The sequence below is a fragment of the Pseudomonas sp. CFBP 13711 genome (assembly GCF_014842265.1).
In the GTDB taxonomy this organism is placed as follows: Bacteria; Pseudomonadota; Gammaproteobacteria; order Pseudomonadales; family Pseudomonadaceae; genus Aquipseudomonas.
Map to the genome: position 1 here is coordinate 275,144 of NZ_JACYVI010000006.1, position 13,811 is coordinate 288,954.

Here is a 13,811-nt window from a genome sequence, read left to right on the forward strand (position 1 = left end):
TCTTGTTGTGGTGTCCTGCAGGGTGTTCAGCGTTTTCAGAACAGCTTCAGCGGTTCCTCGTTCAGCGCGGACAATTGCTCGCGCAGGGCCAGCACCTGGTCGCCCCAATAGCGTTCGGTGCCGAACCAGGAAAAGCTGTGGGGGAACGCTGGATCGTCCCAGCGACGCGCCAGCCAGGCGCTGTAATGCAGCAGGCGCAGTGCGCGCAGGGGTTCGATGAGCGCCAGTTCACGGGGATCGAAGTCGTGAAACTCGTTGTAGCCGTCCATCAATTCCGACAACTGACTCAGACAATCCTGACGATCACCCGCGAGCATCATCCAGACATCCTGCACCGCCGGGCCCATGCGGCAGTCGTCGAGGTCGACGATGTGGAAGATGTCGTCGCGGGTCATCATGTTGCCGGGGTGGCAATCGCCGTGCATGCGGATGTTCTGATGGGGCGTGGCGGCGTAGACGTCTTCCACGCGCTTGAGCAGGTCTTTGGCAACGGATTCATAGGCCGGCAGCAGGCTGCGGGGAATCACGTTGTTGTCCAGCAGATAGTTCAGCGAGTTGTGGCCGAAGTTCTGCACGCCGAGGGCTTCGCGGTGCTGGAACGGGCGCGTGGCGCCGACAGCGTGAATGCGCCCGAGCAACTGGCCTAGACGGTACAGCTGATCAAGGTTGCCGGGCTCTGGCGCGCGGCCGCCACGACGGGGGAAGAGGGTGAAACGAAAACCGGCGTGCTCGAACAAGGTCTCGCCGTTGTGCACGAGGGGCGCGACGACCGGGATTTCGACGTCGGCGAGTTCGGCGGTGAAGCTGTGTTCTTCGAGAATGGCATCGTTGGTCCAGCGATCGGGCCGGTAGAACTTGGCAATCAGCGGCTGCTGCTCGTCGATGCCGACCTGATAGACGCGGTTCTCGTAGCTGTTGAGCGCGAGAATACGGGCGTCGGTGACAAAGCCGATGCTCTCGACGGCGTCCAGCACCAGGTCAGGTGTAAGTGTTGCGAACGGGTGGGCCATGCTAACTCCTGCGCGCAGCAGGCTGCCGCGTCGGGCCAGTCATGGTAACTCAGGCGTGTTACACCTGACACAGTGGCAAGCTCACTTCCGCACGTGCGGTGCAGCTTGGAAGGCTGCATCAGCAGACGACCGCGATCCTTGTGGGAGATATGCCGGCGACCAAAGGCTGCGCTGTCGCGCAGCAAACACCGTCCATGTGGGAGTCGAGCTTGCTCGCGAAGAGGCCAGGACACCCGCTGCATGTTTAGCGCCTGAATCGCCGTCTTCGTGAGCAAGCTCACTCCCACAGAGGCTGTGTTTGCAGCGAGATAGCGCCTCGCCTGGACAACGGGAGATCTCCCAAAAATTAGGCGCCGATCACGCCGCCATCTTCCCGCGTGATCACCATCACCGAGGACCTCGGCTTGCCGTTCGGCACGTGCTCCGGGAAGGTCGAACCGCCGTTTTCGCCAGGGTGCTGAATGCCGACGAACAGCGCTTTCTGGTCGGGCGCGAAGCTGATGCCGGTCACTTCACACCCCACCGGCCCGACCATGAATCGGCGGATCTCGCCGCTGGCCGGGTCAGCGCACAGCATCTGGTTATTGCCCATGCCGGCGAAGTCGCCCGCATTGGTGGCGTCGCCATCCGTCAGAATCCACAGCCGCCCGGCAGCGTCGAAACCCAGGCCATCCGGGCTGTTGAACATGTTCTGCGGATTGATATTGGTTGATCCGCCCTGGGGCGTTCCTGCATGCACACCTGGGTTGCCGGCGACGACGAACAAGTCCCATGCGAAATCCATGGCGGCGGCGTCCGACCCGGTTTCCTGCCAGCGCAGAATTTGCCCGTACTGGTTTTTCGCCCGGGGATTTGGCCCGCCCACTGGCTGCCCTTCATCGCCACGCTTGATGTTGTTGGTGAGCGTGCAATAGACCTGGCCGTCCTTGGGGCTGACAACGATCCATTCAGGGCGGTCCATGCGCGTCGCTTTCACCTGGCTTGCCGCCAGGCGCGCATGGATCAGTACTTCGGCCTGATTGGCAAAACCGCTGGCCGCGTCGATGCCGTTCTTGCCGTGGCTCAACTCAATCCATTTGCCTTGGCCTTTCGGGTGATCGGGGTTGCTGTCGCCAGCGTCGAACTGCGCCACATACAGCGTGCCGTGGTCGAGGATGTCGCGGTTGGCCTTACGGTTCTTGTGGTCGACCTTGTCCCGGCTGATGAATTTGTAGATGAATTCGCCGCGCTCATCGTCGCCCATGTACACCACGACGCGGCCATCTTTGGTTTCGGTCAGCGCGGCGTTTTCGTGTTTGAAACGGCCCAGGGCGGTGCGTTTGACCGGCGTGGATTTCGGATCGAACGGGTCGATCTCCACCACCCAGCCATGGCGATTGGGTTCGTTGGGGTTTTTCGCGACGTCGAAACGCGGGTCGTGCAGGTGCCAGTTCACTTCTTTGCTGGCGGCCGTCACACCATAGCGTTTGGTTGCGGCGTCGAAGGTCTGTGCCGGATCGCTGCTGCCGAAGCAGTCGGTGAAGTTCTCTTCGCAGGTCAGATAGGTGCCCCACGGCGTCTTGCCGTTGGCGCAGTTCTGGAAGGTCCCGAGGACGTTCTTGCCGGTCTTGTCGGCGGCGGTTTTCAACCACTCATGGCCGGCTGCCGGGCCGCTCAGGTGAATCGGCGTGTTGCCGTGGATGCGCCGGTTGTATCTGGAGCCTTGCACGAACGCCCACTGCTGACCTTCGCGCTTGACCTCGATCACCGAAACGCCTTCGCTGGCCTGGGCCTTGTGCACGTCTTCGGCGGATTGCGGGTCTTTGCCGTGATCAAACAGGTAGCGGTAATTGGTGTATTCGTTGTTGATCGCCATCAGCGCGCGGCTGGCGGTGTCCGGCTTGTCGCCGGGGAAGGTAAACAGACTCATGCCGTCATTGTTGTCGCCGAATTGCAGTTCCTGCATCTTCGCCGTGCCCTTGCCACTGGGGTCGAAGGCCGGGCCGTTGGTGTGCAGCGGCTGGCCCCAACTTATCAGGACCGAGGAACGATAGCCCGGCGGCAGGCTGATGCTGTCGGCGGTGGAGGAGGGGATGCTGTCGAAGCCGAGCAGCGTCCCGTTGGCGGCGCTGACACTGGCGGCCATGACGCTGCGGCTGAGCAGATTGCCCCCGAGAAACATCGCCGCGCCGCACAGGGCGCCCGCGCTGATGAATCCGCGTCGGGTCAGGCCAACCATGTTTTCGAGGTCGGTGGATTGGTTATCTTTTAATAGCGTCATCACGGGCTCCCTGCGGTTTAGGGCAAAACCCTATGCAGTGCTCATGACGTTATTGTGTCGGTCAAATGACGAGTCGGGCGCCAGTGCTGCGTGCAAGCGGTGCTTAAAGCGGCGTACCGAGCAGAATGTTTGAGGGCGCAAATTGAACCCTAATCTCAGCGCCGACCTTGAGCTGCAAGGCGTGCAGCCGGTCCGCGTCGACCACCGCGCAGAGAATCTGGTGGCTGGGAAGGACAATTCGGACTTCACTCGGGCCATCCTTGGCGTCGAGAATTTCCTCGATTTTACCGGTGAGGCAATTGTGTCCGGTTGTTTCAGCCTGGTCAGGCGCTATTAACTCCAGCCAGCCGGCCTTGATCAGGGCGAACACATCCGTGCCGATCTCAAGCCCCAATCGCAAGGTGCTGTCGTGGGTGATCTGCGCCTCGATCGACAAGCCGCCCGCAAGCTGCAACGTGATCATGTCGTTGCGGCCCTGGGAACGAACGCCGCTGACCTGACCATGCAGCTGATTGCGAGCGCTGGTCCGCAGCATCAAGCGGCTGAGCAGAGCGAGGTCGTCAGATTCCTCCGAGGTTTCCAGCAGCTGGGTCTGTAACGCCTGCAGGCGCTGATAAAGCCGCAGGACCCGCTCGCCTTCGGCCGACAATTTGGCGCCGCCACCCCCACGGCCGCCAACGCTGCGCTCGACCAGCGGTTTTTGTGACAGATTGTTCAGCTCATCGATGGCGTCCCACGTCGCCTTGTAACTCAGCCCGGCGCTTTTCGCCGCTCGAGTGATCGAACCCTGCTCGGCAATGTGCTGCAACAGCGCGATGCGATGCGGGCGACGGACCATGTGCTGGGTAAGGGAAGGCGGTAGTGACATAGGGGTCGGATGCGCTGGAAGTGATGACGCCGGAGTGTAAGCCAAAACGGCTTGCTCACGAATGCTGCGGATTTTCTGATCTCCTGGCTGGCTAGTCCCCGGGCTTCGGCGTTCTTGCCAGGCAATACACATCCACCGATCTGGCGCCGGCCTTGATCAACAGTGCTGCCAGCGCATTCGCCGTCGAGCCGGTGGTGAGGACGTCGTCAATCAGTGCAAGGCGCTTGCCGATAATCGGCGTGGCGTCCCTCAGCGAAAAGGCAGACGCCAGATTGCGCCTTCTGGCTTTTGCATCCAGACCCTGCTGCGAAGGTGTTTCTTTCACGCGGCGGATCACGCGCTCATCAACAGGCAGTCCCAGGCGAGCGCCGAGCCAGTTCGCCAACATCGCTGCCTGATTGAAGCCTCGCTGGCGCAGCCGTTTTTTGGCGAGCGGCACCGGGATAAGACAATCGGGTCGGCGCATGCCATCGTTGAAGCGATGCTGCAGGGTCTCGCCCAACAGCTCCGCCAGCAGTCGGCCGAGCGGCCATTTCCGCTGATGCTTGAAGCGTGTGACCAGCGCGTCGATCGGGAAGTCGTACAGCCACGGAGCGACGACGTCATTAAAGGCGGGAGGGTTGCGATTGCAGGCGCCGCAGGTCAGGCCGGACATCGGCATAGGCAGCGCGCAACGGTCGCACTGGTCAATCAGCCAGGGGAGTTCGCGCTCACAGGGCATGCAGATCGGGGTACTTGAATCAGTCGCTTCATCGCACAACAGACACGTTTGTGCGTTTTTTAACCAGATGTAAACCTCGTGCCCGTTATGTGGTTGACAGCGCATGTCGCTTCCTTAAATATGCCGAACATCCGTGTTGCGCCTGTGGGCTTTCCGGTTTTGCCGCTGGGCAAAGCCGCCCGGGTCATCGTCCAGAAAACATCAAGGAGCCGCCCATGAGCGCCAGCATCAATGCCAACCTGCGTCACGACTGGAATCTAGCCGAGGTCAAGGCGCTGTTCACACAGCCATTCAATGACCTGCTGTTTCAGGCGCAAACCGTGCACCGCGCTCACTTCGACGCCAACCGCGTGCAAGTCTCGACCCTGCTGTCGATCAAAACCGGCGCCTGCCCGGAAGACTGCAAGTACTGCCCGCAATCGGGCCACTACAACACCGGTCTGGAAAAAGAAAAGCTCATGCAAGTCCAGCAAGTGCTGGAAGAAGCCGCACGCGCCAAGGCCATTGGTTCGACCCGTTTCTGCATGGGCGCGGCGTGGAAACATCCGTCGGCCAAAGACATGCCCTACGTGCTGGAGATGGTCAAAGGCGTCAAGGCCATGGGCCTGGAAACCTGCATGACCCTCGGCAAGCTGGACCAGGACCAGACCCAGGCGCTGGCTGACGCTGGCCTCGATTACTACAACCACAACCTCGACACGTCGCCGGATTTCTACACCAGCATCATTACCACCCGTACCTACAGCGAGCGCCTTCAGACGCTGGCGTACGTGCGTGATTCGGGAATGAAGATCTGCTCCGGCGGCATCCTGGGCATGGGTGAATCCCTGGACGACCGCGCCAATCTGCTGATCCAGTTGGCCAACCTGCCAGAGCATCCGGAATCCGTGCCCATCAACATGCTGGTGAAAGTGGCCGGCACCCCGCTGGAAAACGCCGAGGATATCGACCCGTTCGATTTCATCCGCATGCTGGCCGTCGCGCGCATCCTGATGCCGCAATCCCACGTGCGCCTGTCCGCAGGCCGCGAAGCCATGAATGACCAGATGCAGGCCCTGGCGTTCTTCGCCGGCGCCAACTCGATCTTCTACGGCGACAAACTGCTGACCACCGCCAACCCGCAATCCGACAAGGACATGCAGCTGTTCTCGCGTCTGGGCATTCAGCCCGAAGCGCGCGAAGAGCACTCGGACGAGGTGCATCAGGCAGCCATCGAACAAGCGCTGATCGAGCAGAAAAGCAGCGAGCTGTTTTACGACGCGGCTGTTTGATCTTTCATCAGTGGCTTGACCCGAGGCCTGCATGTCTTTTGATCTGAACGCACGTCTCGCTGCCCGTCGTGCCGAGCACCTTTATCGTCAGCGGCCCTTGCTGCAAAGCCCGCAGGGGCCTGAAGTGATTGTCGACGGCAAGCCGCTGCTGGCGTTCTGCAACAACGATTACATGGGCTTGGCCAATCACCCCGAGGTCATCGCGGCCTGGCAGGCCGGCGCCGAACGTTGGGGCGTAGGCGGTGGTGCCTCGCATTTGGTGATCGGCCACAGCACGCCCCATCATGCGCTTGAAGAAGCCCTTGCCGAGTTCACCGGGCGGCCCCGCGCGCTGTTGTTCTCCAACGGTTACATGGCCAACCTCGGCACCGTCACTGCGTTGGTGGGCCAGGGTGACACCGTGCTGGAAGACCGCCTCAATCATGCTTCTTTGCTCGACGCCGGCCTGCTTAGCGGCGCGCGGTTTTCCCGCTACCTGCACAACGATTGCGACAGCCTCGCCAGCCGGCTGGACAAAGCGGTGGGTGACACGCTGGTAGTTACCGACGGCGTGTTCAGCATGGACGGCGACGTCGCTGACCTGCCCGCGCTGGCCAAGGCGGCGAAAGCCAGAAACGCATGGCTGATGGTCGACGACGCACACGGCTTTGGCCCGCTGGGTGCAAGCGGTGCGGGTATCGTCGAGCACTTCGGCCTTGGCATCGATGACGTCCCGGTGCTGATCGGCACGCTGGGTAAGTCCTTCGGCACCGCGGGCGCGTTCGTTGCGGGGAGCGAAGAGTTGATCGAAACGCTGATTCAGTTCGCCCGCCCCTACATCTACACCACCAGCCAGCCGCCGGCGCTGGCGTGCGCGACGCTGAAAAGCCTCGAACTGCTGCGCACCGAGCACTGGCGGCGGGAGCACCTGACGGCACTGATCAAGCAGTTTCGCGCTGGCGCTCAAGCCCTCGGCCTGGAGCTGATGGACAGTTTCACGCCCATTCAGCCCATCCTGATCGGCGACAGCGGTCGCGCGTTGCGGCTGTCGCAGTTGCTGCGAGAGCGCGGCGTGATGGTCACCGCCATTCGACCGCCGACGGTGCCTGCGGGCAGTGCGCGTTTGCGCGTGACGTTGTCCGCCGCCCACAGTGAGGCGCAGGTGCAGCTATTGTTGCAGGCACTGGAGCAGTGTTATCCGCTGCTGGGCGTAGACGAATCTTCGGAGCTGGACCATGCGTGATCAGTTGATCCTGTTGCCGGGCTGGGGCCTTGGCGTCTCGCCCCTTGAACCGCTGGCTGCAGCGCTGCGAGGGCTCGACGAACATTTGCGGGTGGTGATCGAGCCGTTGCCTGACATGGACACCGACAATCTCGACGACTGGCTCGATGAACTGGATTCGACATTGCCCGACAACGTCTGGCTGGGCGGTTGGTCGCTGGGCGGCATGCTGGCGACCGAACTGGCCGCGCGCAGGGGCGAGCGCTGCTGTGGTCTGGCGACGTTCGCCAGCAACGTCTGCTTTGTGGCCCGCAGCGAGTGGCCCAACGCGATGCCGCAAACTGATTTCGACGCCTTTATCGCCGGTTGCAAAGCCGATCTGGACGGAACGCTCAAGCGTTTCAGTCTTTTGTGCGTGCAAGGCGCCGAAGAGCCACGGGCGCTGTCGAGACAGTTGAAAGCCTGCGCGCCCCACGGCACCAGCGCCGGCTTGATCGAAGGCCTGAAGCTGCTCGAGCAAATGGACACGCGCAAAGCGCTGCAAGCGTTTCGCGCCCCTCAATTGCACCTGTTTGGCGGCCTTGATGCGTTGGTGCCGGCAGAAGCATCGGCGGATGTTCTGACCTTCCAGCCTGACATCGAAGTCGGCGTGATCGAGCAGGCCAGTCACGCTTTCATTCTGGAAAACCCGCACGGCGTCGCCGCTGCAGTTCATGCGTTTTTACACGAGTCCGGTGATGACTGATCTTTCCCACTGCGCGGTGCTAAAGGCCGTGAAACAGCAACAGGTTAATGGGCAACAGGCACTACCTGACAAGCGTCAGGTGGCAGCGTCCTTCTCGAAGGCCGCGACCAGCTACGACAGCGTGGCCGATTTGCAGCGCGCCGTCGGCATCGAGCTGATGACACGGCTGCCGGCTCAGATGCCGAAGACAGCGCCATCCCGGTGGCTGGACCTGGGCAGCGGAACAGGGTGTTTCAGCCGCGCGCTGGCGCAGCAGTTTCCCCAAAGCGAAGGGGTTGCGCTGGACCTCGCCGAAGGCATGCTGCGCTATGCACGGCCATTGGGTGGCGCGGTTCATTACGTGGCTGGCGACGCCGAGAACCTGCCGCTGCGCGACGCGAGCGTTGACCTGATGTTCTCCAGCCTGGCGGTGCAATGGTGCCCGGATTTCTCCGCGGTGCTGAGCGAAGCGCGTCGCGTGCTCAAACCGGGTGGCGTATTCGCCTTCGCCAGCCTCTGCGTCGGGACGTTGTTCGAACTGCGCGACAGCTGGCAGGCGGTGGATGGCATGGTCCACGTCAATCGCTTCCGCGAGCGCGAGGAGTATCAACGCCTCTGCACTGCCAGCGGTTTAAACGTGCGCAGCCTCGAAGTGTTGCCCCACGTGTTGCACTATCCCGACGTGCGCAGCCTGACCCATGAACTCAAGGCACTGGGCGCGCACAACATCAATCCGGGTCGTCCGGGAGGCCTGACTGGCCGAGCGCGAATCCAGGCGTTGATGGAGGCGTACGAAAGGTTTCGTCAGAAAGACGGCCTGCCCGCCACGTATCAGGTGGTGTACGGCATTCTGGCGAATCCGGCATTGATTAAAGAATGATCTATTTAGTCGGCGTCTGTTAGACGGGCGCTATAGTAAGCAGGGAATAGTTTGAAATATCTGAACGGATGGTCGCCACGATGAGCGCTGCGTATTTCATCACGGGAACCGATACCGACGTCGGCAAGACCACCATCGCCACGGGGCTTCTCTACGCGGCGCGGCAGTCGGGGTTGAGCACGGCGGCGGGCAAGCCGGTCGCCTCCGGCTGCGACGTCAAACCCAAGGGGTTGCGCAACTCGGACGCCGTTGCCTTGCGTGCCGAATGCTCGATTCAGCTGACCTACAACGAGGTCAACCCGGTGGCCTTCGAGCCTGCCATCGCGCCCCATCTGGCCGCGCGGGAAGCGGGAGTCGCGCTGACCGTGCAGTCCTTGCTCGGCCCGATGCGGCATATCCTCGATAAGCAGGCTGATTTCACCCTGATCGAAGGGGCTGGCGGCTGGCGCGTTCCACTGGCCGATCAGGCCAATCTGTCTGACCTGGCCATCGCGCTCAACCTGCCGGTGATTCTGGTGGTGGGCGTGCGCCTGGGCTGCATCAGCCATGCGTTGCTGTCAGCCGAAGCTATCGCCAACGACGGGCTGCAACTGGCGGGCTGGGTGGCGAATATCATCGATCCCAAAACGTCTCGGCTTGAAGAGAACCTCGCCACGCTGGCTGAGCGTCTGCCGGCGCCGTGTCTGGGGCGCGTGCCGTTCATGAAGAAGGCAACCGCGGAAATGATCGCCGAGCATCTGCATCTGGAATTGCTGGATTAAGCGTTAGAGCGTCGCCGAGTGTGAGGTGCGTCACAAGGCGCAATGCCACTAGTCGCGTCGCCGAGTAATCCGGGCGCATTGCTGCTTTAATCGCTGTGTTCGCTCCGAACAGAGGATCGTGCTCATGCAAATCTCACTGAACAACACGCTGTACCCCGGCCTTAGTGCAATGCAGGTCGGGCAGAGCCGTGTCGATCAGGCTGCGACGCAGCTGGCCAGTCCTGCGACTGAAGTGTCCGGGCGCAGTCAGTCTTCGGATTTTCAGCTTGAGCGTCTGCGCTCGGTCGATCGTCCGCAACGCTCCGACATGGCTACCAATGTGGTTGAACTGACCCAAGGCCGGATTCAAGTCCAGGCTGGCGTCAAAGTTGAAAAAGCCAGCGATGAAGCACTCGGCACGCTGATCGATACCTTCGCCTGATCCCCCCCCCCGGTCGTGCGCCAAAGCGCACGGCTTTGGTCGCTCTTCCTTTCCTGAATAACGCCCCATTCACGCCCCCATCCTGCGGGCGCTGTGGCCTGTATTTCCCTCACGCTCTCTAGACTCAACGCACCGGTCTGAACCGCATGGCGGCGTACGCGCGCGCTTGCATCTCGCACACCGGGAGGTGATGAAAGGTGCAGGGCGTCCCTTGACAAGGTATAGGCGTAAACGTATGTTTCAAACACCTGTTTGATCGCCGCGTGATCCCAAACGCCGGCGCCGGGGCAATGCCCCACAGTGACCACACGGTCATCCAATTCCAGGATTCACCAGCAGAGGTTTATCGCTATGCCTGACTACAAGGCCCCCTTGCGTGATATTCGCTTCGTCCGTGACGAGCTGCTCGGCTACGAAGCGCACTATCAGAGTCTGCCAGCATGCCAGGACGCCACGCCTGACATGGTTGACGCCATTCTCGAGGAAGGCGCCAAGTTTTGTGAGCAGGTCCTGGCCCCGCTGAACCGTGTCGGTGACACCGAAGGCTGCACCTGGAGTGAGTCCGGCGTAAAAACGCCGACCGGTTTCAAGGAAGCCTACAAACAGTTCGTCGAAGGCGGCTGGCCGAGCCTGGCCCACGACGTCGCCCATGGTGGCCAGGGTCTGCCCGAGTCGTTGGGTCTGGCGGTCAGTGAAATGGTCGGCGAAGCCAACTGGTCGTGGGGCATGTACCCGGGCCTTTCCCATGGTGCGATGAACACCATCTCCGAGCACGGCACCCCTGAGCAGCAAGACGCTTACCTGACCAAACTGGTTTCGGGTGAGTGGACCGGCACCATGTGCCTGACCGAACCTCATTGCGGCACTGACCTGGGCATGCTGCGCACCAAGGCCGAGCCTCAGGCTGACGGCTCGTACAAAGTGTCCGGCACCAAGATCTTCATTTCTGCTGGCGAACACGACATGGCCGATAACATCGTCCACATCGTGCTGGCCCGCCTGCCCGACGCACCAGCTGGCACCAAGGGCATTTCCCTGTTCATCGTGCCGAAATTCGTGCCGGCTGCTGACGGCAGCGTCGGCGAGCGCAATGCTGTGACCTGCGGTTCGCTGGAACACAAGATGGGCATTCACGGCAACGCCACCTGCGTGATGAACTTCGACGGCGCCACGGGTTTCCTGATCGGCCCGCCGAACAAGGGCCTGAACTGCATGTTCACCTTCATGAACACCGCACGTCTGGGCACTGCGCTGCAAGGCCTCGCCCACGCCGAGATCGGTTTCCAGGGCGGCCTGAAATACGCCCGCGAGCGTCTTCAGATGCGTTCGCTGACTGGCCCGAAAGCGCCGGAAAAAGCCGCTGACCCGATCATCGTTCACCCTGACGTGCGTCGCATGCTGCTGACCATGAAGGCCTTCGCCGAGGGGACTCGTGCGATGGTGTACTTCACCGCCAAGCAGGTCGACATCGCCAAGTACAGCGACGACGCCGAAGCCAAGAAGCAAGCTGACGGCCTGCTGGCATTCATGACACCGATCGCCAAGGCGTTCATGACCGAAGTCGGTTTCGAAGCCGCCAACCACGGCGTGCAAATCTATGGCGGCCACGGCTTCATCGCCGAGTGGGGCATGGAGCAGAACGTTCGCGACGCCCGTATTGCCATGCTGTACGAAGGCACCACCGGTATTCAGGCGCTCGACCTGCTGGGTCGAAAAGTACTGATGACTCAAGGCGAGGCGCTCAAGGGCTTCACCAAGATCGTCCACAAGTTCTGCCAGTCCCAGGAAGGCAACGACGCGATCAGCGAGTTCGTGGCGCCGCTCGCTGCGCTGAACAAAGAATGGGGCGAACTGACCATGAAGGTTGGCATGGCCGCCATGAAAGACCGTGAAGAAGTCGGTGCCGCTTCGGTGGATTACCTGATGTTCTCCGGTTATGCCTGCCTGGCGTACTTCTGGGCTGACATGGCTCGTGTGGCAGCCGAGAAACTGGCGGCCGGCACCAGCGAAGAAGCCTTCTACACCGCCAAGCTGCAGACAGCGCGCTTCTACTTCCAGCGTATCCTGCCGCGCACCCGCACTCACGTGGCAACCATGCTGTCGGGCGCGAGCAACCTGATGGACATGAACGAAGAACACTTCGGCCTGGCTTACTAAGTCACCGCGAGCGTTTCCCTCAAGCCGCTTGTCCTCAGGGACAAGCGGCTTTTTTGTGCCTGCCGATCCTTGCCCCGAGGCCATGCACATTCTTCCTCATCCTATGCATGACGCGGCCGATACAGGCACAATGCCATTTAATCAGCGCTCGCATCTTTCTGTGAGGAGATAGTCCTTTTGCTGCGCCCCTCTGCCGCACGGCTCAGTCATTTTTTACCCTCTCTGGCTTTGCTGATTGCCGGACTGGCGGCCGCGTACGTGAAAGACCTCAACGTCTTCTTCACCTCACTCTTCAACGTGCTGCCCACGCTGGTGCTGTTGCTGGGCGGCGCGTATTGCGGGGTTTACAAGCGGCAGCGTGAACTGTTCCTGATGATCACGGTGTACATCGCCTATTTCCTGCTCGACACACAGACCGACTACTACCGCGATAACGGAAAGGTCCGAGAGGACGCCGCCGTGGTGTTTCATCTGTGCTGCCTGTTGCTCCCGGTCATGTTCGGCCTGTTTGCCGCGTGGGAAGAGCGGACCCATCTGTTCCAAGACCTTGTCGCTCGGCTGGCCGTCTTGGTCGCGGTCGGCAGCGTCGCGCTGGGACTCGAACAGAGCTTCCCCGCCGGGCTGCTCGCCTGGCTCGCCGACATCCGCTGGCCGGCGCTGCACGGAGACTGGATGAGCCTCATCCAGTTGTCCTACGTGACGTTTTTCATCGCGTTCGCCGTGTTGATCACCCAGTACCTCTATAAGCCGCGCCCCCTGCATGCCGCTCAACTGGTGGGGTTGCTCGGAATGTTCTGGGCGTTGCCGAAAACCTTCATCCTGCCGTTCACCCTGAACATCATGTGCAGCCAGGTGATGTTGATGATTGCCGCAGCGGTCGCGCACGAGGCCTATCAAATGGCGTTCCGCGACGAACTGACCGGGCTGCCAGGCCGACGCGCACTCAATGAGCGGATGCAGCGACTGGGCCGCAATTACGTGCTGGCGATGAGCGACGTCGATCACTTCAAGAAATTCAACGACACACACGGTCATGATGTCGGCGATCAGGTGCTGCGTCTGGTGGCGAGCAAATTGTCGAAGATCACCAACGGCGGCGGGCGCGCCTATCGATATGGCGGTGAAGAGTTCGCCATCGTGTTTGCCGGCAAAACCCTGGAAGAGTGCATGCCGCATCTCGAAGTCATCCGGGAAACCATCGCCAGCTATCAGATTCACCTGCGCAACCAGGACAATCGTCCAAACGATGACCTGCAAGGGCGTCAGCGTCGGGCGGGCTCTCCGGCATCAACAGTTTCGGTGACCGTCAGCATCGGCGTGGCCGAGCGTCTGCCCGAGCACCGCAATCCGGAAGAAGTCCTAAAATCCGCCGATCAGGCGCTGTATGCCGCAAAAGGCGCTGGCCGTAACTGCGTCATCAGCCATGCGCAAACCAGCAAGCGCGGCGCTGTTCGCATGGCCGCAGCCGGCTAAAACTTACTCCTTTTCATCACTGAACGAACGCACCCGCAGCTGTGCAATGTGAAGAGCTCGACTG

12 protein-coding genes are annotated in these 13,811 nt (G+C 61.4%); 8 read left to right on the forward strand and 4 right to left on the reverse strand.

The features are described 5' to 3' along the window. Positions 1-35 precede the first annotated feature (35 nt). From IFT47_RS14025 to IFT47_RS14040, 4 genes are all read right to left on the reverse strand, one after another. Complete coding sequence (locus IFT47_RS14025) at positions 36-1,010, reverse strand: serine/threonine protein kinase (protein ID WP_192173144.1); 975 nt, start codon at positions 1,008-1,010, stop codon at positions 36-38. Positions 1,011-1,356: 346 nt separating this feature from the next. Then, positions 1,357-3,270: a PhoX family protein gene (locus tag IFT47_RS14030; protein WP_192173143.1), complete on the reverse strand. Its 1,914-nt coding sequence runs from the start codon at positions 3,268-3,270 to the stop codon at positions 1,357-1,359. A gap of 103 nt (positions 3,271-3,373) precedes the next feature. Beyond that, the gene (locus tag IFT47_RS14035; protein WP_192173142.1) at positions 3,374-4,138 is read right to left on the reverse strand and encodes a TOBE domain-containing protein; all 765 of its coding nucleotides are present in this window, start codon (positions 4,136-4,138) and stop codon (positions 3,374-3,376) included. Between the two features lie 91 nt (positions 4,139-4,229). Next, positions 4,230-4,964, reverse strand: a complete 735-nt coding sequence (locus IFT47_RS14040) for a ComF family protein (RefSeq protein ID WP_192173141.1) — start codon at positions 4,962-4,964, stop codon at positions 4,230-4,232. 110 nt (positions 4,965-5,074) lie between these two features. Here IFT47_RS14040 and bioB point away from each other — a divergent pair, with 110 nt between their 5' ends. The 8 genes from bioB (at position 5,075) to IFT47_RS14080 (ending at position 13,747) form a co-directional block, all read left to right on the forward strand. After that, positions 5,075-6,130: a biotin synthase BioB gene (gene bioB / locus IFT47_RS14045; protein ID WP_192173140.1), complete on the forward strand. Its 1,056-nt coding sequence runs from the start codon at positions 5,075-5,077 to the stop codon at positions 6,128-6,130. A gap of 31 nt (positions 6,131-6,161) precedes the next feature. Next, positions 6,162-7,352, forward strand: coding sequence for an 8-amino-7-oxononanoate synthase (gene bioF, locus IFT47_RS14050; RefSeq protein ID WP_192173139.1), 1,191 nt, complete (start codon positions 6,162-6,164; stop codon positions 7,350-7,352). Next, a complete protein-coding gene (locus IFT47_RS14055) occupies positions 7,345-8,076 on the forward strand; it encodes an alpha/beta fold hydrolase (protein ID WP_192173138.1) in 732 nt (243 codons plus the stop codon). Before bioF ends, IFT47_RS14055 begins: the two co-directional genes overlap by 8 nt. Continuing rightward, a complete protein-coding gene (gene bioC / locus IFT47_RS14060; protein WP_192173137.1) occupies positions 8,069-8,935 on the forward strand; it encodes a malonyl-ACP O-methyltransferase BioC in 867 nt (288 codons plus the stop codon). Before IFT47_RS14055 ends, bioC begins: the two co-directional genes overlap by 8 nt. Before the next feature lie 80 nt (positions 8,936-9,015). Next, positions 9,016-9,696, forward strand: a complete 681-nt coding sequence (gene bioD / locus IFT47_RS14065) for a dethiobiotin synthase (protein WP_192173136.1) — start codon at positions 9,016-9,018, stop codon at positions 9,694-9,696. Between the two features lie 124 nt (positions 9,697-9,820). Continuing rightward, positions 9,821-10,117 (forward strand): pyrroloquinoline quinone biosynthesis protein PqqE, encoded by a 297-nt coding sequence (locus tag IFT47_RS14070; protein ID WP_192173135.1) that lies wholly within the window; start codon positions 9,821-9,823, stop codon positions 10,115-10,117. 351 nt (positions 10,118-10,468) lie between these two features. After that, positions 10,469-12,274 (forward strand): phenylacyl-CoA dehydrogenase, encoded by a 1,806-nt coding sequence (locus tag IFT47_RS14075; RefSeq protein WP_192173134.1) that lies wholly within the window; start codon positions 10,469-10,471, stop codon positions 12,272-12,274. Between the two features lie 177 nt (positions 12,275-12,451). Next, entirely contained in the window at positions 12,452-13,747 is a 1,296-nt protein-coding gene (locus tag IFT47_RS14080) for a GGDEF domain-containing protein (RefSeq protein ID WP_192173133.1), read from the forward strand. Positions 13,748-13,811: the final 64 nt, after the last annotated feature.